We start from the raw sequence: 20890 nt of genomic DNA on the forward strand, positions 1-20890 counted from the left end.
TGAGCCTGCATTCGTCAATGGCTCGCCTCGCGCGGTCGCTCACAGCCGCACCAGCTCTCTGCCGCGCGGGTTGCCGCTGCATTGACCTGAGTGGAAGACGCGTTCGCCGCGCAGCCATGTCTCCTGCACCCGCCCGCGCAGCTTTGCACCGAGATAGGGCGAGATCTTGTGCCGGAAGTGAAGGTCGTCTTGGCTTACGGTCCACGTTACGTGGGGGTCGAAGACGACGATGTCTGCGTCGGCGCCAACGGATAGTGTTCCCTTTTGGCCAAGGATTCCGGCGAGACGTGCTGGTCTTGCCGACATCCACTTGCCGGCTCTTGCGGCGGCATCGTCGGTGCTTAATCCGCGTTGACGCATCGCGGTCCACAATACGGGTAGCGCCAGGCCGAGGCTCGCAATTCCACCCCAGGCTAGGTCCCAGCGACCTTCGGCGCGACGCTTCATCGCAGGCGGACAGGGCGAATGGTCGGTGGCAACCAAATCGATGAGGCCGGATTCAAGGGCTTCCCACAGTTGTTCGCGATTGGCCGCGCCCCAAATCGGCGGCGCACATTTGAACTCGGTGGCGCCATCCGGAATTTCCTCCGCGGCAAACACGAGATAGTGCACGCAGGTTTCCACAGTGATGGGCACTCCGTGGCTGCGCGCTTCGGCAAGCATGGGCAAAGCCCTGGCGCTGGAGAGATGCACGATGTGTATCGGCGTCCGATACTCCTGCGCCAGCTGGATCAAAAGCTTGATGGCATAGACCTCGGCAAGATCGGGCCGCGAGGCGAGCCAGGTCGAATATTTCTGCCAATTCGCTTGGGCCAGGTTGAGCATGGCCGCTGCGGCTTCGACCGGGAACGCAACTTCGGCGTGAACCAGCAACGGCAATTGCGTTCCGCGTAGTCGATCGAGTGCGAGACGAAGGTCGCTCTCATCCACCCAGGCGAAGCCGTCGATGCCGGAGTGGATCATGAAGCATTTGAATCCGGGAACGCCGGCCTGGGCGAGGGCGGGCAGTTCCGCAGTATTGCCGCGCACGACGCCACCCCAGGCAGCCCAGTCGACCCAGGCGTTCCCGCGAGCAGCAGTTCGCTTGGCCTCGAGCGCTGCGACGTTGATGGTTTCGGGCACGCAGTTCAAGGGCATGTCGACGAGGGTGGTGACTCCGCCTGCGGCTGCTGCGCGGGTGGCGGAATTGAAGCCTTCCCAGTCGCGGCCGGGATCGTTGATGTGGACATGCGAGTCGACGAGGCCGGGGAGAAGAACTAGGTCGTCAAAATCGTGGTATTGCCCGGCGCCGCCGGCATCGTCCCAGGCACGGATTGCGGTGATCTTCTCGCCGTCCACGATGAGCGTGGCGGGTGTCAGGCCGTCGGCCGTTAGAACGCGAGTTGACCGTAAAGCGTGTTTCATATCTACGAGAATGTCTGATTATCCGATGATGGAGCCCGGCACCAGGCCGGGATCCATGAGCTTTGCAGGGTAAGTATGCCAAGTATGAAACACGCTCTAAAGCCTGTGCCATACTGTGTTTACTTTACCTTCGCAGATGCCGAAGGCAACACAGAATGAATCGTCAGCCAAACCTTGAATTTCTGCGCCGCGCTATTGCGCTGGCCGCGGAGAACGTGACCTCAGGCCGCGGAGGACCGTTTGCGGCTTTGATTGCCCGCGACGGGAAAGTGATCGCCGAAGGCGTGAACATGGTGACGGCGACGAACGACCCTACGGCGCATGGTGAGGTGACGGCAATTCGTGCGGCGTGCAAGGCTCTGGGTATGTTTTCGCTGGCCGGATGTGAGCTTTACACGAGTTGCGAGCCGTGCCCCATGTGCCTGGCCGCATCGCACTGGGCGCGCCTGGATGCGGTTTTTTACGGGGCGTCGGCTGAAGACGCGGCGAAGGCGGGTTTCGACGACGCCTATCTGTATGAGGAGTTTCGCAAGGATCCAGCGGAGCGGTCATTGCCGGCAGTGCAGTTGCTGCGTGACGAGGCCTGGGCCAGTTTTGCGGCCTGGATGGCTTCGCCCAACAAGATCGAATACTAGCCCATTTTCAACCTGGTCGGGGTCGAGGCAAGGATGTATCGCTTCTCAGGAAAGCCTGGGTCGAAGTGCTTTGGATCCAACCCGGAACTCTTGCCCAAGCCGCTTCCATGCGATAACGTCTAATACTCATAACGTTTTCACCGGGAGCCGCTGCCGAATGCCGCGCGTCGTTCGATGTTCCATCATCCAGGCCTCCAATGCCGTCGCTGCCACTGAGCCGCTTGCGACGCAGAAAAAGGCGATGATTGACAAACACCTGGAGCTGATTCGCAAGGCGGCCAGCGAAGGGGCCCAAATCGTCTGTCTGCAGGAGATCTTCAACGGGCCCTATTTCTGCGCTGAACAGTCAACAAAGTGGTACGAGACCACTGAACCTGTTCCGGATGGCCCGACCGTCAAACTGATGCAACAGCTGGCGAAGGAACTGCACATTGCCATGGTGGTTCCGGTTTACGAGGTGGAGCAGGAAGGGATCTTCTACAACACGGCCGCTGTGCTGCAGAGTGATGGGACCTATCTCGGCAAATATCGCAAGACGCACATTCCGCATGTCGCGCCGGGGTTCTGGGAGAAGTTCTATTTCCGGCCGGGGAACCTGGGATATCCGGTATTCGACCTGGGTTTTGCCAAGATCGGCGTCTATATCTGCTACGACCGGCATTTCCCAGAAGGTGCCCGTTGCCTCGGGTTGAACGGGGCGGAGATCGTCTTTAACCCATCGGCAACGGTGGCAGGGTTGAGCGAGTATCTCTGGAAACTGGAGCAGCCTGCGCACGCAGCCGCCAACGGCTATTTCATCGCGGCCATCAATCGCGTGGGTACCGAGGCGCCCTGGAACATCGGTGAGTTTTATGGTTCGAGCTACTTTGCCAATCCGCGGGGCCAGATTGTGGCCCAGGCATCGCGCGACAAGGACGAGGTACTGACTGCCGATCTCGATCTTGAACAAATTGCGGAAGTTCGTCGAACCTGGCAGTTTTTTCGCGACCGCCGGCCTGACATGTATGGTCCGCTGGTTGCCTCCTAACAAGAGTCTGATAGCGAAAACCCTCGTCAATCCATAGAAGGACGGCAGAGAATAGCCAAAGAAGGATTGCAGAGAGTAAGAGAGCTTCTCCGAGGTCTTCATGAGTACCGCGATACTTCCCGACGATTTACTGCTCCGCGAGCGATTCAGCGACATCAAGCCGCCGCTCGAGCCGCAGGCTGCCGTGATTGAAGCCAATCGTTGCCTGAATTGTTTTGACGCGCCGTGTACAGGCGCATGTCCCACGCATATTGACGTTCCCGGCTTTATCAAGCGCATCAGTACAGGAAACCTTCGCGGCTCGGCGCTGCGGATTCTGGATGCGAATATTCTTGGCGCCAGCTGTGCGAAGGCCTGCCCCGTGGAGGTGCTGTGCGAGGGCGCCTGCGTGATGCATCGCTACAACCACGCACCTATTCAGATTGCGCGTTTGCAGCGTCACGCGATGGATTCCTTTGAGGCTACGGGCGAAGAACTGTTGACGGCTCCGCGCGGATCGCGCAATGTGCAGGTGGCCTGCATCGGCGGCGGTCCGGCGTCGCTGGCCTGTGCAGCCGAGCTTTGCCGCCACGGTGCATGGGCCACCATTCTTGAGCGCCAGGATCTGCTGGGCGGGCTCAATACTTATGGTGTCGCGGAATACAAGCTTCGCGCGGCCGACAGCCTGCGTGAAGCCGAGATGATTCGCCGCATGGGCGTCGAGTTCCGGACCGGGACACCCATTGAGTCCGCGGACGCGCTGGAAGAGCTGGAGTCGGAGTTCGACTTTATCTTTGTCGGCGTCGGCCTCGGTGCGATGCAGCGCATGAATATCCCAGGCGAGGAACAGAAGGGCGTGCTGAACGCCCTCGAGTTTATTGCGTCGTATAAGACCGGGCGTCTTCGCGAACTAAGCGGAACGGTGGTTGTGGTTGGAGCGGGAAATACGGCAATTGATGCTGCCAATGCCGCGCGACGGCTGGGTGCGGAGACGGTATACCTGCTGTATCGGCGGGGCGAGCGCGACATGTCGGCATTCGACTTTGAGTACGAGCACGCCAAGCAGGAGGGCGTGCAGTTCCTGTGGCGGCGGCAGCCATTTGCGATCCGGGCGAACGAGCGCGGCAGGCTGTTGCTGGATACGGTGCAGGTAAGCGAAGTGGACAAGGCATTGCTGCCGATTCCGGAATCGCACTACACCATTGAATGCGACTACGTTATTCCGGCGATCGGGCAGTCTCCGTTTGCGCAGCTGGTTCAGGAACTGCGCCGCATTGAATTGCGTGGCGGAACGATCGTGACCGATCCGGAGACGGGACAGACCGGCAATTCGCGCTACTTTGCCGGCGGCGACTGTGCCAACGGAGGCAGGGAAGTGGTAGATGCAGTTGCCGATGGAAAGCGCGCAGCGCGAGCCATCCTGAAGATCGCGGAGGCGGCTTATGCCTGATATTCGCGTTCGCGGGTTTGCCGGCAAAATCGACGCGCCCAATCCTTTCTGGCTGGCTTCGGCGCCGCCCACCAACTGCGGCGAGCAGGTCATGCGCGCGTTCGATGCGGGATGGGGCGGTGCGGTGTGGAAGACGATCGGCGAGCCCGTGACGAATGTCTGCTCGCGCTATTCGTCAACGGACTGGCAGGGCATGCGCATGATGGGCCTCAACAACATCGAACTCATCAGCGATCGCACGGTTGAAGAGAACCTGCGTGAGATGGCGCAAGTGAAGAGGAGCTATCCGTATCACGCGATTATTGCGTCGCTGATGGTCGAATCAAAGCGCGAGGCATGGCATGAGATTGTGCAGCGCGCAGAAGACGCCGGAGCCGACGGCCTCGAACTGAACTTCGGCTGCCCGCACGGCATGAGCGAACGCGGCATGGGGTCGGCCGTGGGACAAGTTCCCGAGTACACCGAGATGATTACCGCGTGGGTGAAGGAGAAGGCGCGTACGCCCGTGCTGGTAAAGCTGACGCCGAACATCAGCGATATTCGGACGATTGCGCGCGCGGCGAAGCGCGGTGGTGCCGACGGGCTGTCGGCGATCAACACGCTCAATTCGATTACAGGGATCGATCTCGACACCTTTGTGCCACGGCCGAATGTGGACGGCAAGAGCTCGCATGGCGGGTATTGCGGTCCAGCGGTGAAGCCGATCGCGCTGAACATGGTGCAGCAGATCATGGCTGACCCTGAAGCTGCGCTGCCGATTTCCGGAATTGGGGGCATTGGGACGTGGAAGGACGCGGTGGAGTTCATACTGCTGGGCTGCGGTACGGTCCAGGTGTGTACTGCCGTGATGCATTACGGCTATCGCGTAGTGGAGGACATGGCCGAGGGACTCGAGAACTGGATGCGCACCAAGGGCTTCGCAACCCTCGACGATTTCCGCGGTCTCTCCGTGCCCAAGGTGACCGAGTGGAAGCACCTGAATCTGAATTACAAGATTGTTGCGCATATCAACGAGCAGACGTGCATTGGCTGCGACCTGTGCCACATTGCCTGCTGGGATGGTGCGCACCAGTGCATCCATCTCGATCGCGTCGAGGGCGCAGTCGATGGTCCGGCAGAGATGCATGTGACGCCACCGGCTATCGAGGAACGCACGCGGACTTCGATTGCGACGACGCCGGTGACGCGCAAGGAGCGGGCCGCGGCGACGGCAAACCATGGGCCGTTTCCGACTCCGCTCGCGAAGATTCCCCGCGTGGACGAGACCGAATGTGTGGGCTGCAATCTCTGTGCTCTGGTGTGCCCGGTGGACGACTGCATCACCATGGTGCGCGTGGATAACGGGGTTCCGGGGGAGACATGGGATCAACGCACGCATGGCGCGGAGTGCGCCGTGGAACCGCAGCGGTCATGACTTGGTGCCGTCACCACCCAGGTCAATAAGCCTTGTCATTCCGACCGAGCGTAGCGAGCGGAGGAACCTGCAGTTGCATTCTCTTGTATCGGCGCACGGCTTTAGGTGATAGATCATGTCCACCGTTCTGATTCAAAATGGAACCATCGTTAATGCGGACTCAACGATAAAAGCCGACCTGTTGATCGACGGCGCAGTCATCAAGGAAGTGCGCGCGAGGATTCCGGCGAGCGCTGCGGAAACAGTTGTCGATGCCTCGGGATTGCTGGTGCTGCCGGGCGGCATCGACGCGCACACACATCTCGACATGCCCTTTGGCGGGACAAAGTCCGCGGATGATTTCGAGACCGGCACGCGGGCGGCGGCCATTGGCGGTACGACCACGATTGTGGACTTTGCCATCCAGGCGCGTGGGACGAAGATGCGCACGGCACTCGATACGTGGTGGAAGAAGGCCGAGGGCAAGGCCTGCATCGACTACGGGCTGCACATGATCGTGACCGATCTCGGTGACGCAGGCCTCGAAGACATGGACGACATGGTGCGCGAGGGCGTGGCCAGCTTCAAGCTCTTCATGGCGTATCCCAACGTCCTGATGGTCGACGACGCGACAATATTCAAAGCTATGCGCCAGACGGCGAAGAATGGCGCGCTGATCTGCATGCATGCGGAGAACGGGTCCGTAATTGATGTCATCGTGCAGAAGGCGCTGGCGGAAGGAAAGACCGCTCCGATCTATCACGCGCTGACGCGGCCAACCGTTGCCGAGGCGGAGGCGGTACATCGCGCAATTGCGATGGCGGAGATGGCCGGCGTTCCTGTCTACATCGTGCACCTGTCGAGCGAGGACGCATTAAATCAAGTGAGGGAAGCGCGCGATCGGGGGCTGCCGGCGTTTGCGGAGACCTGCCCGCAGTATCTGCTGCTCTCGATCGAAGACAACATGCAGGACAAGGGCTGGGAGGGCGCGAAGTATGTGTTCACGCCGCCGCTCCGCGAGAAACGCAATCAGCCAAAGTTGTGGGAAGGCCTTCGCAAAGACAACCTCCAGGTCGTTTCGACTGACCACTGCCCGTTTTGTTTTGAGGACCAGAAGGCGCTCGGCAAAGATGACTTCACCAAGATCCCCAACGGCGGCCCGGGGATAGAGAACCGGCTGCAATTGCTCCATCACCACGGCGTGGGACAGGGGAATTTGTCTCTGAATCGGTTTGTCGAACTCGTCTCCACCGCTCCGGCGCGGATTTTCGGGATGTATCCGAAGAAGGGCGTGCTGGCAGCCGGCAGTGACGCGGATCTCGTGCTGTGGGATCCTGGAGCGCATCACACCATCTCCGCCGCAACGCATCACATGCGGGTGGACTACTCGATGTTTGAGGGATTCAAGGTACGCGGCAATGCGCGGGACGTTTATTCGCGTGGGGAACTGATCGTCTCGGGCGGCAAATTCGTCGGCACTCCCGGCCGTGGGCAATATCTGCGCCGTGAGGCTCGCGGCGGGGCGTGGAAATGAAATGGTGTATTTGACTGCTGTTGCTGAGAGACAAAATGTTCAAGCGAAGATGGTTTGTTTTCGGTCGAATAAGCTCTGACGGGGGATTCACCGTATCCTACGGCCATAGGACCGTCAACTACGCTGATGAACGCGGCATATTTCAGATCGGGTACGAGGATGATCGTTTGTTTCCCGCTTCGTTGTGTCTGACGGTGCCGGCCAGGGAGGTGGGTCAAGCTGACACAGCGCTCATCCTCAATCGAATTCTGCGGGCTCTCGAATGGGATGGACACCACCCAGCAGTCCAGAGTGATCCGGTCGGCGAGTAACGTAACCATTTGAAGTTCGGAATTCTTTTATCCGCAGCATTGCTTGATCACCCTTTCTGCGACCTTAAACAACTTCCATATCGCCTTCTCATCGTCCTTGCTGTATATCTATCTCCACGCCGGAGGCCTCTTGAGTACAGTCGATCCCACTTTATCCAATCGCGACCTGGCACCGACGACGCAGGCGCAGCGCACATGGACCACATACAGTTACATCGCGCTGTGGTTTTCCATGTCGATGGAGATTACGACGTATCAGCTTGCCTCGTCGCTGATCGCGAAGGGGATGGACTGGAAGCAGGCGATTGGCACCGTGCTGCTAGGGAACCTCATCGTGCTGGTTCCGATGCTGCTCAACGCGCATGCCGGCACGCGCTACGGGATTCCGTTTCCCGTGTTTATTCGCGCGCCGTTTGGGGTGCGCGGCGCGAATCTGCCGGCGATTCTGCGCGCTGTCGTGGCGTGCGGATGGTTCGGCATTCAGTCGTGGATCGGCGGGACAGCGATTCACTCAATGCTTGCCGTGATCTGGCCGAGCGCTGCCGGATCGGCGTTTGCAAAGTGGGCGTGCTTTCTGCTGTTCTGGCTGCTGAACATGGTGATTGTGTGGCGCGGGGTCGAATCGATTCGCCATCTGCAGGCCTTCGGCGCGCCCTTCATGTTCATCATGGCTGCGGCGCTGCTGATATGGGTGCGGATCAAGGCGGGCAGTTTCGGGTCGATGCTGTCGACGCCGAGTCAGTTTCATTCCACGAGTGAGTTTCTTGCGGTCTTTTTCCCATCACTGACGGCGATGGTGGGGTACTGGGCTACGCTGGCGCTGAACATTCCGGACTTTACGCGCTACTCGAAGTCGCAGCATGCGCAGGCTTACGGGCAGGCGTTCGGGCTGCCGGTGGCGATGACGCTATACACTTTCGTCGGAATCTCGGTGACGTCGGCGTCGACGGTGCTGTTCGGGCGGCCGATCTGGAACCCGATCGAGCTCATCGGCGCATTTCATCAGCCGGTGGTTGCGTTCATTGCGCTGATTGCAATCCTGATTGCAACGTTGAATGTGAACATCGGCGCTAACGTTGTTTCGCCTTCGAATGATTTTTCGAATCTCTATCCGCGGCTCATCAGCTTTCGAACCGGCGGGTTGATTACCGGATTTCTGGGGCTTGCGATGTGCCCGTGGAAGCTGCTGGCCACTCCGGATGCGTACATCTTTGGCTGGCTCGTTGGCTACTCGGGACTGTTGGGTCCGGTTGCTGGCATAATGGTTTCCGATTATTTTCTGATTCGTAAAACCGAGCTCGACTTGAACTCTCTTTACCACTCGGAAGGCATTTACCACTACACGCGTGGAATCAATCCGCGCGCGATTTTAGCGCTGGTGATTGGCGTTGCCTTCGCGCTGGTGGGGAAAGCGGTAAAGCCGCTGCATTTCCTGTACGACTATGCATGGTTTGTCGGCTTCTTCACGGCGGGCGCCATTTATGTCGCATTGATGAAGCTTGCCGCGCCGGTTGCGGGGAGCGCGCCGGCATTTGAGTCGGCAGGATCGCGGAGCGATGCTGACTAAAAGAGGACGCGCACTTCGGTGATCAGGTTGTGATTGTAGGTGTGGAAGCCGGACGTGGCGATCTGCATGCCGGTGTCGACGATGAAGAACGGATGAGTCGGCTTCCAGCCCTTTTGCCGGACAACGTAAAAGGCCGCTGGCGTGACAAAGTTCTGAATCTTGCCGTCGTGACTGCCTGCGAAATAAAAAGTTGAGTTGTTCTCCAACTCGAACCAGATATGCGGCGTGGCGTGAGCCTGCGCCAAAGCGTTCCAGGCAATTGACCTTCCCTGGCTGTTGATTTTGCTGGTGGGCAAAGTGCCGCCGAGCGAGGAGATGACGTCGAACCGGCGCCGGAAGGCGTAGCCGGCTGTGAGCGCTGGGCTGTAGGAGTCCGTTGTCGCTCCGTTTTTGTGGCTTCCGGTTGCGAAGCAATGACCGAGAATCGCGGCGACCGCGAAGTTCCCATGTTCCGCGTTGCCAGATGCGATGCGGTACTTCACCAGCGCTGACGTATCTCCGAAACCATCGTCGGCGGAGCTGTTGTGCTGGACGTAGGGCGGCGGAATGAAATCAAGTTCGAAATGTTTCCCGGCGATAATGCCGCCGCCTTTCCCGTTGCCGTAGTTCACCGTCTCTGTTCCGGCCGCAGTGTATTCGTGCGAGGCGGAGAAACGATCGTACTGAACGAGGCGAGGGTCGGGCGCTACCAGTGGCGTTATGAACGCCGGTTGGAGAGATGCCATGGCGCTGTTGTGCTCGCTGAATGACTGCTGCGCGCGCATGCCGATGGAACTGATCGCAGCGAGCGCAATCAGCATCACAATCGAGAAGAAGCGATGGGCACGCATAGGCCTACTCAAGTTTCTACAGAGTCTCAGAGCAGAACTCTGTGACCGATGGCACCTGGTTTGGATTACCTCCCTGGAACTTGAACGGACCATCGGGGTGCCCAATGCCTTTTATCGGCATGTGAGGACGTGACGCGAGGCAAGGATCAAGATCACTTGTGGAGCTTCGACGGGGCCGGAACTGGATTGCAGCGACCGCAAATTGTTGTGGCGGTGCACCCTGCTTTATGACGACACCGCAAAAAGGGTTACTCCAATGCGAACGGATGTGACTTTGGCAATGACTTTCTGTTTGCTCTTCGCGATAAGATAGTTGGAACGAATGCTTCAAACTACTCCAGCGGCTGCCGACCCGGCTCTCCGCTTCATGCGGGAGTCGAACTTGCGGGCGCAGGAGAGTTCACCCATCATCCAGGTTCGCAATCTCGAAAAGACATATCGCACGGCCCGCGGAGCGCTGACCCTGTTCCATGGGCTCGATTTAACAATCGCAACCGGCGAACTGATTGCCATCGTTGGGCAATCGGGAGCAGGAAAGAGCACACTTTTGCACATTCTGGGTGCTCTTGATGCGCCGACTGCAGGCACTGTACACTGCGCTTCAACGAACGTGGCAACTCTCATCGCTCGGGAGGCCGCAGCCTTTCGTAACCGCGAGATTGGTTATGTCTGGCAATTTCATTACCTGTTGCCGGAGTTTTCAGCGGCCGAAAACGTGGCGATGCCGTTGCTGGCTCGCGGAATTAGCCGCCGTCAGGCGCTAGATACTGCATCCAATTGGCTTAGGGAGGTCGACTTGGAGGACCGCAGCGAGCACCGGCCGGGAGAGCTCTCAGGGGGAGAGCAACAGCGCGTGGCTCTGGCCCGGGCTTTGGTTGGCAACCCGCGGCTGCTTCTTGCCGATGAGCCTACTGGCGATCTGGACGAAATGACCGCAGGACGCGTTTTCGATCTTCTGGAACGGTTGCACGTAACCCATGGGCTCACTTCGGTTTTGGTGACTCATAACCTGGATCTGGCCGCGCGGTGTACGCGGACTCTGCGCCTGGAGGGCGGGCGCCTTCACGCGATGGAATTCCCTTCCAGAGCGGGACTTCACCCCGGCAAAGGCTAAGGAAAAGCACCTTTCCGGCTGGTTTTTGAGTCTGATTGTATAGGTGGGCCTGGAATTGCAATCCGGGCGCACGAGCGGTGGGTGGGTGCTTGAGGAGGAAGAACTCCAGGGCGACCGGAACAGTTGTCGGGCAATCCGGTCCATCCAAAAGAGCTGTTCGGGGCAGTTTAGAGATTTTCCGGGGCCACCGGCAGCGTTAGTTAAGAGAAGGGCACGGCGAGTTGGGCTGAAGCCGATCGCGGGTTCCAGCGACAGGTCTTGGTCGTTGGGGATGCCGAGAAATCGGACGGCCACTGCTACCGCAAGCCTGCTGCAAGAGGAGAAACAATATGTTCGAACGCTATACGGAGAAGGCACGACGCGTTATCTTTTTCGCGCGATATGAGGCCAGCCAGTTTGGCTCGCCCTATATCGAGACCGAGCACCTGCTGCTGGGGCTTTTGCGCGAGGACAAGGCGTTAACCAATCGCTTTTTGCGTTCGCATGCCTCGGTGGAGTCGATCCGCAAACAGATTGAGGCGCACACGACGATTCGGGAGAAGGTGTCGACGTCTGTCGACCTACCGCTTTCGAACGAGTGCAAGCGGGTCCTGGCCTACGCAGCCGAGGAGGCCGAGCGACTCGGCCATAAACATATCGGTACAGAGCATCTGCTGCTGGGCCTGCTGCGCGAAGAGAAGTGCTTTGCGTCGGAGATTTTGCAGGAGCGCGGCCTCAAGCTGGCGCAGATTCGCGACGAGCTTGCTCGTGTAACGCAGGAAAAGGCTCCGCAGCAAGCACGGCAGCGGGAATCAAGCCTGCTGGCCGAGTTCAGCCGCGACCTGACTCAGGCGGCTATGGACGGACAACTTGATCCGCTGGTGGGTCGCGATGGCGAACTGGAGCGTGTTGTCCAGATTCTCTGCCGCCGCACGAAGAACAATCCAGTGCTGATCGGCGAACCCGGCGTGGGCAAGACGGCCATCGTCGAAGGCCTGGCACAGCGCATTGCCGACGGCGAAGTTCCGAGCTTCCTGGCGGACAAGCGCGTACTTGCCTTGGATCTCTCTCTCATAGTGGCCGGCACTAAATATCGCGGCCAGTTTGAAGAGCGCCTGAAAACCATCATGAAAGAGCTGATGGAGAATCAGAATTCCATCATCTTCATCGACGAATTGCACACATTAGTTGGAGCAGGTTCGGCAGAAGGCTCGCTCGATGCGGCCAACATCCTCAAGCCGGCTCTCTCTCGCGGAGAAATTCAGTGCATTGGCGCAACCACGCCGGCGGAGTATCGTAAGTCGATCGAGAAGGATCGTTCGCTGGAGCGGCGCTTCCAGGCTGTCAAGGTGCCGCCGCCGAATGAAGCGGACGCTATCAAGATCATCAACGGCATCAAGGATCGCTACGAGAAATTCCACGCGGTCAGCTACACCGATGCAGCCATCGAGTTCGCCGTGTCGCACTCGAATCGCTACATCCCGGATCGCTTCCTGCCCGATAAGGCTATCGACCTGATCGATGAGGCCGGCGCGCGCGTAAAGCTACGCCAGACCTCGCTGCCTGAGGAGATCACCGAAGTCCAGAAGCGGATCAAGTTCATCGTGCACCGGATGGATTCGGCCATTGCGAATCACGAATTCGAGAAAGCCCGTTTCTACTCCGATGAGGAGCGCAAGGAGCGCGAAAACCTACGCGCCCTGCGTGACAAATACCACCTCGATGACTCCGCTGCCGGCATCGTTGGCCGCGAAGACATCGAAGACGTGGTCAGCCGCTGGACAGGGGTTCCGGTTACCAGCATCAAGGAAGAGGAGACGCAGAAGTTGCTGCGCGTGGAAGAAGAACTCCACAAGCGCATCATCTCTCAAGAGAAAGCAATCTCCGCACTCGCGCGCGCGATTCGCCGTTCCAGGGCTGGATTGAAGTCACCTGCGCGGCCGATCGGAAGCTTCCTGTTCCTCGGGCCAACCGGAGTGGGCAAGACGGAAGTGGCGCGCACTCTCGCTAACTTCCTGTTTGGATCGGACAAGGCGCTTATCCGTTTCGATATGTCGGAATTCATGGAAAAGCATTCGGTGTCGAAGCTGATCGGTTCGCCTCCGGGATACGTGGGCTACGAAGAGGGCGGCCAGTTGACCGAACGGGTCAAGCGCTCGCCGTACTCCGTGGTCCTGCTTGACGAAATCGAGAAGGCGCATCCGGATGTATTTAACATCCTGCTGCAGGTGTTTGAAGACGGCCAGTTGACCGATGGACTTGGCAACACAGTCGACTTCAAGAACACCATCCTGATCATGACGTCGAACATTGGCGCACGGCACCTGCAGAAGAAGCAGGGACTCGGCTTCCAGAGCGACCGCGAAGACCTGGTCAACGACAAGGTGGAAGAGCTGGTAAAGCAGGAGGTCAAGAAGACCTTCAATCCAGAGTTTTTGAACAGATTGGACGAGGTCATTCTTTTCCTGTCCTTGTCTGACGCCGACCTGATCCAGATTGTCGAACTGCTCGTGCAGCAGCTCAACAACAACCTGGCGCAGAAGGCCATCACCATCTCTGTAACCGAGGAAGCCAAGAAGTGGATCCTCGACAAGACCCTAGGTGATCGCAGCTATGGTGCGCGTCCTTTGCGCCGCGCGCTGCAGCGCTACGTTGAGGATCCTCTGTCGGAAGCGCTTATCGCCGGACAGATTCAGCAGCGGCCCGCGTTCCTCGAGGTCTACCTCCAAAACAATCAACTCTTCTATCGCCCGGTAAGCTCGGACGAAACGGCGACCGAAGAGAAGCCAGCAGGTATTTTGCTCTACAGCGCTTAACCAACAATTAAGGACCCACCGACACCCCCGGCCAACCAGCCGGGGGTTTTCATTTTCGATTTGCCAACATCCGACCTTCTTTCGCCCCGAGCCGGGTTATGTGATGGAAGCAAAGCAGTTGCTGGTCACTTACAGATGGACAGGCTCCTTGCACCATGGGTATACTCCTGCTGCCATGAAACTTTGTCGACGACCTTTTGTTTCGAATGGGAGATACAGGTGATCCAGCGAAGAATCCTTCCTAGCGCAATCGCACTCTGCGCCCTCATCTTTCTATTGCCTGCGGAGTCACTTACGGCACAACAATGGAAGGCGCCAACCAGCATGAAGAAGCTCTCCAATGGGCTTACGGTGGTGGTGTCAGAAGATCACTCGGCGCCAACCTTTGGCATATGCGTCAGCTACGGAATTGGCTTCAGGCTGGAGCCGGAGGGCCGCACCGGCTTCGCGCATCTTTTCGAACACCTGATGTTCGAAGGCACGCCGAATGCGCCAAAGGGAGTTCTGGACCGCGTTATTGAGGGCGGCGGCGGCACCAACAATGGCGACACCCGCTACGACTACACCGAGTACATCGAGACCGCACCGATCTCCGCCCTTGATCCTGTTCTGTGGATCGAAGCGGACCGTATGAAGACCCTCGACTTCTCCACGAAAAACCTCGATAACCAGCGCAGCGTCGTAGAAGAAGAGGTCAGGGTCAACGTTATCAACCAGCCGTTCGGACTCTTCTTTGCCATCGATCTTCCTGGAAAGGCATACAACACTTATCCGAATGCGCACAATTTCTATGGCGACTTCAACGACCTTGATGCAGCGAAGATCGAAGATGTGAAGGCGTTCTACGAAAAGTACTACACACCGGGAAACGCGGTGATCGCAATCGTCGGCGACGTAAATCCCGACGATATTTACTCCAAAGTGGAGAAGTATTTCGCCACCATTCCGCCGCGTCCCACCCCGCCCAAGCCGAAGGCGGAGGAACCCGTGCAGAAGACAGAGCGCCGATCATCCGAATCCGACAAGCTCTCCAAGGTGCCCGGTCTCGCTATCGGATATCGCATGCCTCCGCGCCACTCATCCGATGCTCTTGCTGGGGCCGTCGTGGGAGAATTGCTGCACAATGGCCAGGCCTCTCGTCTCTATCAGGCTCTCGTGAAAGGCAAACAAGTCGCGCTCTCAGTCGATGGCGGGGTGAACTGGCCGCTGGGAACCCCGTTTGAGTTCGCGGGGCCAACGCTCATGACCTCATTTATCGTGTACCCTCCCAACGTGAGCGAGGATCAGGTGCTGGGCGCATATGATGCAGCCCTCAAAGACCTTGCTGAAAACGGACCGAGCCAGCAGGACCTCGATCGAATTGTCACAAAGATGCGATCCGACATTTATGGCAATCTCGAAATCCCGATCAACCGTGCTTCTGCGCTGTCCCACGCGGTCCTGTTCGACGACAGCTTCGACTCCGTATACCAGCTGCCAGAGGAACTCTCGAAGGTGACCGTGGCGCAGGTAAAAGCGTTCGCCGCCAAGTATCTTGTCAGCACCAATCGCACCATCATTAATCGCGTTCCGGCGCCGGCTGGCGAAAAGGAAAAGGGAGCGGGACAATGAAAACCCTCGCTATGGTTTGTGCACTTCTCTTCGTTGCGGCTCAGTCATGGGCACAGAAGGAGGTTCAGCTTCCCAAGGACCTGCCTTCTTACGGGCCTGAGCGGCCTCTCTCTGCACCATCGGTCAAGATCGCCAAGCTCGACAACGGGCTGACTGTCTGGCTTGTATCCGAGCCAGGATTTCCCAAGGTCTCGTTCAGCTTTGCGGTGCGCGGCGGACTAGCCGCGGATCCGTCCGATCGCCCCGGACTCTCGCAATTGCTGGGGAACACGATCGACCAGGGCACGAAGACTCTCAATGCGGAACAGATTGCACAGCAATTGCAGGCCGCCGGCGGAGATCTGAGCGCCAACCCGGGGAAGGACTCAATCCTTCTCTCCATCAGCGTCCTCAGCGCCAGGCAGAACGATGCGCTCACTGTGCTGTCGGACCTTACCCGCAACGCGATCTTCCCCGACGCCGAAGTCATCCTTGCCAAACGCAATGCAGCCGACCAGCTGCGCCAGCAGGAATCGCAGCCTTCATTCGTAGCTGGACGCGCAATGGCAAAGATCCTGTTCGGGGACCATCCCTACCACGTCACATCTGCCACTCAGGGATCCATCAGTGCTTCCACGCCGGACGATCTGCGCAAGATCTATGCGGAACGTTTTCGTCCCGACCAGGCGCTGCTCGTAGCAGTGGGAGATTTTGAGAGCGACAAGATGCTCGACGCCGTCAAAAGCCGATTTGGCGAGTGGAAGTCGCCATCGACATCGCCCGTGTCTGACCCCGGCGCGCCTTCGGTTACGCCGCAACACGCCATCTACGTTATCCCACGTCCCGGCTCTGTGCAGACGACGCTGGAACTCGGCGCATTCGGACCGCTGCGCAACGCCGAGGACTACGAAGCCGCGCGGGTGGCCACAGCCATCTACGGAGGAACCTTCGGCTCTCGCCTTGTCCGCAATATCCGCGAAGACAAGGGGTACACCTACTCGCCGTTTGCGGTCATGCGGAACTACCAGGCTGCAGGTATGCTGATCTCCCAGGCAGACGTCCGGAATGCTGTTACGGCACCGAGTCTGAACGAAATTCTTTACGAACTCAACCGCATGGTTACGACCTCTCCCACGACCGATGAACTGGATACAGCCAAACGCTTCCTCGTCGGAATCGAGGCGATTCAGCTGCAGGCCCGTTCGGCGGTGTCGGATGAACTTGCCCGACTCTGGGTGAGCGGATTGCAGCCCGACGCGATTGGCACCTACGGTCGCAAGGTCGCAGCCATTACATCGCAGGACGTGGATACCGCGGCAAAGAAGTACTTTCCGGCCGCGAAAACCGCAATCGTAGCGGTCGGAGAAGAGAAGGTGGTGCGCGACGCTCTTGCTCCCTTCGGACTGCCGCTCAACACTGCACCGTAGCGCAACATCGACCGTCAGAACCAGAACGCATTCGAACATCCGAGTTTTCGGGAGGGTAGGGCCTAAAACTGAGAGTCGGAGACTATCTGTCGTTGCGCGCGATGCCGTAGCATAGGTGGAAATCCCGAGGAGAGGTCCGGCATGGGCGACACCGTTACACATCCCGAGCTAAGCGCAGAAGAGATCAGCAACTTTACCCGCCAGACCAACTATGGAACGTGGCGGTTCCAGAAGACGTGGAAGCCGCTCTACATTGCGGACGCCGAAGGCTGCTGGATTACGGATGGTGCCGGCAAGCGCTATCTCGATTTCAGTTCGCAGCTGATGTGCGTGAACCTGGGCCACAAGAACAAGGCTGTTGTCGAAGCGATCGGCCAGCAGGCACGGGAACTCGCTTATGTCGCGCCGGGCTACGCGACCTCGGCTCGCGCGAAACTCAGCGCCAAGCTGCTTGAGGTTTTGCCGGCGGGGTTGGAGAAGTTCTTCTTTGCGACCAGCGGTACCGAGGCCAACGAGGCTGCCTTCAAGATCGCCCGCATGTACACGGGCAAGAACAAGATCATCTCGCGGTACCGCTCCTACCATGGTTCGACGATGGGCTCGATCGCGGCTACGGGCGATCCGCGTCGCTGGGCGATGGAGCCGGCAGGCAAGGGAGGCGGCGTCGTCTTTGCGCCGGAGACGAATTGCTACGACTGTCCCATCAAGCACACGTATCCCTCATGCAACATCGCATGCGTCGACTACATCGAGCACATGATCGAGAACGAGAGCGATGTCGCGGCAATCATTCTTGAGCCGGTGGTGGGAACCAACGGTGTGCTGATTCCGCCGCCGGAGTACTTCCCGCGCCTGCGCGAAATCTGCGATCGGCACGGTGTGCTGATGATCGATGACGAGGTCATGGCGGGATGGGGACGAACCGGCAAGTGGTTTGCGGTCGATCACTGGGGCGTGAAGCCGGATATTCTTGTCACCGCCAAAGGGATTACGTCTGCCTACGTGCCGCTCGGGCTCTGCGCGACAACGAAAAAGATTGCCGACTACTTTGAAGAACACTACTTCTCACACGGGCATACGTACGAGGCGCATCCCATCACGCTGGGGCCTGCAGTGACGACCATCGAAGAGATGCAGCGACTCAAGCTTGTGGAGCGCTCCGCTGAGCTTGAGCCATATGTGCGCCAGAAGCTCGAAATTCTCAAGGAGAAACATCCGTCGATTGGCGATGTGCGCGGGCTGGGTCTTTTCTTCGCGGTTGAGCTGGTCAAGAATCGCAAGACCAAACAGCCCTTCAATACCATGCGTGACAAGGTGGAAGGCAAGCCGCTGGTGGTCGACCAGATTGCCGCGAAAATGATGGCCGATGGTGTGGCGCAGCAGGCATGGGTGAGCCACTTCGTCATTGCGCCGCCGCTGATTGTCACCAAAGAAGAGCTCGACTTCGGCATCGACGCTCTCGATCGGCATCTTGGGATGGCCGATGCTCTTGTGGAGTAGCGAGGCAACGGCACAGCGAGTCACAACCCATTTAAGCTCGCACGGTGCGGGTCCAATTCATTTTGCTCAATGCCAGCGAATCACGCTGAGCAGGTTGGAGTAGTCATCCGTCCAGACGCGTTCTCCCGGATTTCCTTGCAGAGCCGTCCAACGCAACGGAGCCGACGGATTCGACTGCAGCAGGGCCAGATCCTGCCGCGAACGGGCCATCACCACCCACTCCGAGGCAAACTTGCCTTCGGCGGTCTGCTCGGGCGTCACCTCAGTGTCGGCCTCGTCCATGCACACCAGCCCCGCGTCGCGTGCGAGATCGGCCAGCTTTGGTGCGAGTTGCACGTAATGGTTCGTCACGTGGAAGAGGATGACTCCGTTGGGCACCAATTTGTGCAGATAGAGTGCCAGAGCTTCGCGCGTTAGCAGGTGCATCGGAATCGAGTCGCCGCTGAAGGCATCGAGAACGATCAAGTTGTATGCGTCGTCGGGAGCGGCTTTCAAGCGCAGGCGCGCGTCTCCCAGAACAAACCGCGCGTCGGATGCGCATTGCTGTAGAAAGGTGAAGTACAGAGGATTGCTCGCGACCTTCAAAACAATTGGGTCGATTTCGTAAAAGGTAAGCTGCTTTGTCAAACTGCCAAGGCATGCCATCGATCCGGCACCTAATCCCACAACGGCCACGCTGGCGCGGGGATTGCTTTGGCTCAGCGCGGACATGACCTCACCCGCGGGACCGCCGCGCGTGTAGTAGGAAAGCGGCTCACGCGCTCGCGCGGGGTCGAGACTCTGCAGACCGTGCAATGTACCGCCATGCAGCAGATAGCGATAGTGGCCCGATTCATCGTTCGTAACGCGGGTCACCCCGAAGTAACTGCGCTCGCAGTCGAGAATATGTCCGTATGGCCCGATGTAAAGATTCGCCGCAAGCAGAATCGCCACCAGACCGAGAGCGAAGCGTAGAGAACGCATGCAGAAGCTGAAGCACGCGCCGGTTGAAACGCCGAAAATAACGATAGCAAGAATCACATGCGTGGCCTGCGGCAGCCTGTCAACGCCCATCAGCGCCAATGCTATCGCGGCCCCCAGCAGAACCGGCAGCACCCAATCGTTTCGCCGCGCGACCGTCGCCGCTTGGCCGCTTAACAAGGGGGCGCCCACCGTCGGACGCAGGAAGGCGGCCAGCACCAGCGCGATCGGGAACTCGAGTACCGAATGGAAGGCGGCCGGCGCAACAAGCGAGTTGAAGATCCCGCCCAATACGCCTCCCACTGAGATCCACAAGTAAAACTCCGTGAGGAACTGGACTGCGGGACGCTCGCGCGACAATTCGCCGTGACAGACCATGGCGATACAGAACATCAGGGCGAGGTACAGCGGAACCAGCACCAGCAGAGGAAATGTCGTTTCAAGCAGCTGGGGAATCAGAGAACAGAGGATGAGCGCAGGCATGCGCCGCGCCATCCATTCATGGGAGACCAACTTGCGCCGCGCAAACACCAGAATGAAGCTGATCAGATAAGTGGCGAGCGGAAGCACCCAGAACAGCGGCAGCGAAGGTACATCCGTCGTAAGGCGTGTTGTTACGCCAAGCATCAGGCTCGACGGAACGAAGGCGAGTGTGACCCAGCGCAACTTCTGCTTCCAGCCGCACGGCGCTACGCCTGTTTCCGGGCTGTTCCGCTCCGATTCCGCATCCTGGCCAGCCCTGTTGCGCGACAAGACGGCACAGAAGATGACCATAAGCGCAAGCAACGGAAAAGTCTTGCTCCACAGAAACCTCTGCGTGCTAAGACGCAGCGTGGTCTCCAGCAGGAATGGGTAGCACAGTAACCCGGCCAGGCTGCCCGCGTTGCTTGCAGCATAAAGAAAGTAAGGATCTGCCGAGAGTCTGTGCCGGGAGTTGGCAAACCAGTGTTGCAGCACGGGCGCCGTCGAAGAGAGCACGAAGAAAGGCAATCCAACCATGACGAAGAGCGCTGCGATCAGCCAGAGTGCGGGGTTCGCATTGGGCGGCGGCTCCCAACCCGACGGCAACGCGACCGAACGCATGAGCAGGAGCGCGCTAGCCGCAACCACGAGCGCGATCTGCAGTGCCGTCTGCATCGCACGGTTCAGGTAACGGATTGTGCCATGCGCATAGAGGTATCCGCCCAGAAGCGTGGCCTGAAAGAACACCATGCAGGTGTTCCAGACTGCCGGAGTGCCGCCAAGCAGGGGCAGCATCATTTTGGCGAGTATGGGTTCGACGACGAAGAGCAGAGCTGCGCTCAGGAACATCGAGATCGTAAAGATGATCACAAGCATGGAGAATGCTCCGCGGATTCAACAGGCTCCGAGGTG

14 protein-coding genes are annotated in these 20890 nt (G+C 58.9%); 11 read left to right on the top strand and 3 right to left on the bottom strand.

The features are described 5' to 3' along the window. Positions 1-39: 39 nt before the first annotated feature. Entirely contained in the window at positions 40-1404 is a 1365-nt protein-coding gene (gene allB, locus VK574_RS00890) for an allantoinase AllB (RefSeq protein ID WP_472797891.1), read from the bottom strand. Between the two features lie 155 nt (positions 1405-1559). Between allB and VK574_RS00895 the strand changes: the two genes are divergently transcribed. The 6 genes from VK574_RS00895 to VK574_RS00920 all read left to right on the top strand — a co-directional run bounded on the left by VK574_RS00895 (position 1560) and on the right by VK574_RS00920 (position 9300). Further along, entirely contained in the window at positions 1560-2039 is a 480-nt protein-coding gene (locus tag VK574_RS00895; RefSeq protein ID WP_472797892.1) for a nucleoside deaminase, read from the top strand. Positions 2040-2196: 157 nt separating this feature from the next. Beyond that, positions 2197-3066, top strand: coding sequence for a nitrilase-related carbon-nitrogen hydrolase (locus tag VK574_RS00900; protein ID WP_472797893.1), 870 nt, complete (start codon positions 2197-2199; stop codon positions 3064-3066). 100 nt (positions 3067-3166) lie between these two features. After that, a complete protein-coding gene (locus VK574_RS00905; protein ID WP_472797895.1) occupies positions 3167-4495 on the top strand; it encodes an FAD-dependent oxidoreductase in 1329 nt (442 codons plus the stop codon). After that, the gene (gene preA / locus VK574_RS00910) at positions 4488-5909 is read left to right on the top strand and encodes an NAD-dependent dihydropyrimidine dehydrogenase subunit PreA (RefSeq protein WP_472797896.1); all 1422 of its coding nucleotides are present in this window, start codon (positions 4488-4490) and stop codon (positions 5907-5909) included. The genes VK574_RS00905 and preA overlap by 8 nt, the downstream gene beginning before the upstream one ends. Positions 5910-6024: 115 nt before the next feature. Next, positions 6025-7422: a dihydropyrimidinase gene (gene hydA / locus VK574_RS00915; RefSeq protein WP_472797897.1), complete on the top strand. Its 1398-nt coding sequence runs from the start codon at positions 6025-6027 to the stop codon at positions 7420-7422. Between the two features lie 441 nt (positions 7423-7863). Continuing rightward, on the top strand, positions 7864-9300 hold the full coding sequence (locus VK574_RS00920; RefSeq protein WP_472797898.1) for an NCS1 family nucleobase:cation symporter-1: 1437 nt from the start codon (positions 7864-7866) through the stop codon (positions 9298-9300). Here VK574_RS00920 and VK574_RS00925 read toward each other — a convergent pair. Continuing rightward, positions 9297-10130, bottom strand: coding sequence for a hypothetical protein (locus VK574_RS00925; RefSeq protein WP_472797899.1), 834 nt, complete (start codon positions 10128-10130; stop codon positions 9297-9299). The genes VK574_RS00920 and VK574_RS00925 overlap by 4 nt on opposite strands. Before the next feature lie 322 nt (positions 10131-10452). Here VK574_RS00925 and VK574_RS00930 point away from each other — a divergent pair, with 322 nt between their 5' ends. The 5 genes from VK574_RS00930 (at position 10453) to VK574_RS00950 (ending at position 18556) form a co-directional block, all read left to right on the top strand. Continuing rightward, positions 10453-11244, top strand: coding sequence for an ABC transporter ATP-binding protein (locus VK574_RS00930; protein WP_472797900.1), 792 nt, complete (start codon positions 10453-10455; stop codon positions 11242-11244). A 329-nt stretch (positions 11245-11573) separates the two neighbouring features. Continuing rightward, the gene (locus VK574_RS00935) at positions 11574-14039 is read left to right on the top strand and encodes an ATP-dependent Clp protease ATP-binding subunit (protein WP_472797901.1); all 2466 of its coding nucleotides are present in this window, start codon (positions 11574-11576) and stop codon (positions 14037-14039) included. 219 nt (positions 14040-14258) lie between these two features. After that, positions 14259-15650 (top strand): M16 family metallopeptidase, encoded by a 1392-nt coding sequence (locus VK574_RS00940; protein WP_472797902.1) that lies wholly within the window; start codon positions 14259-14261, stop codon positions 15648-15650. After that, positions 15647-17056 carry a M16 family metallopeptidase gene (locus tag VK574_RS00945; protein WP_472797903.1) on the top strand — a complete coding sequence of 470 codons (1410 nt, stop codon included), beginning with the start codon at positions 15647-15649 and terminating at the stop codon, positions 17054-17056. The genes VK574_RS00940 and VK574_RS00945 overlap by 4 nt, the downstream gene beginning before the upstream one ends. Positions 17057-17197: 141 nt before the next feature. Next, positions 17198-18556, top strand: coding sequence for an aminotransferase family protein (locus tag VK574_RS00950; RefSeq protein ID WP_472797904.1), 1359 nt, complete (start codon positions 17198-17200; stop codon positions 18554-18556). Positions 18557-18622: 66 nt separating this feature from the next. On the opposite strand, the gene VK574_RS00955 is transcribed toward VK574_RS00950, so the two are convergent. Then, positions 18623-20854, bottom strand: coding sequence for a spermidine synthase (locus VK574_RS00955; RefSeq protein WP_472797905.1), 2232 nt, complete (start codon positions 20852-20854; stop codon positions 18623-18625). Positions 20855-20890: the final 36 nt, after the last annotated feature.

Source organism: Occallatibacter sp., from assembly GCF_035317045.1.
Lineage (GTDB): Bacteria > Acidobacteriota > Terriglobia > Terriglobales > Acidobacteriaceae > Telmatobacter.

Bases quoted from the DNA above. Each gene is read 5' to 3' on its own strand.
- allB (WP_472797891.1), bottom strand. From the start codon at position 1,404: ATGAAACACGCTTTACGGTCAACTCGCGTTCTAACGGCCGACGGCCTG.
- VK574_RS00895 (WP_472797892.1), top strand. From the start codon at position 1,560: ATGAATCGTCAGCCAAACCTTGAATTTCTGCGCCGCGCTATTGCGCTG.
- VK574_RS00900 (WP_472797893.1), top strand. From the start codon at position 2,197: ATGCCGCGCGTCGTTCGATGTTCCATCATCCAGGCCTCCAATGCCGTC.
- VK574_RS00905 (WP_472797895.1), top strand. From the start codon at position 3,167: ATGAGTACCGCGATACTTCCCGACGATTTACTGCTCCGCGAGCGATTC.
- preA (WP_472797896.1), top strand. From the start codon at position 4,488: ATGCCTGATATTCGCGTTCGCGGGTTTGCCGGCAAAATCGACGCGCCC.
- hydA (WP_472797897.1), top strand. From the start codon at position 6,025: ATGTCCACCGTTCTGATTCAAAATGGAACCATCGTTAATGCGGACTCA.
- VK574_RS00925 (WP_472797899.1), bottom strand. From the start codon at position 10,130: ATGCGTGCCCATCGCTTCTTCTCGATTGTGATGCTGATTGCGCTCGCT.
- VK574_RS00930 (WP_472797900.1), top strand. From the start codon at position 10,453: ATGCTTCAAACTACTCCAGCGGCTGCCGACCCGGCTCTCCGCTTCATG.
- VK574_RS00935 (WP_472797901.1), top strand. From the start codon at position 11,574: ATGTTCGAACGCTATACGGAGAAGGCACGACGCGTTATCTTTTTCGCG.
- VK574_RS00945 (WP_472797903.1), top strand. From the start codon at position 15,647: ATGAAAACCCTCGCTATGGTTTGTGCACTTCTCTTCGTTGCGGCTCAG.
- VK574_RS00950 (WP_472797904.1), top strand. From the start codon at position 17,198: ATGGGCGACACCGTTACACATCCCGAGCTAAGCGCAGAAGAGATCAGC.
- VK574_RS00955 (WP_472797905.1), bottom strand. From the start codon at position 20,854: ATGCTTGTGATCATCTTTACGATCTCGATGTTCCTGAGCGCAGCTCTG.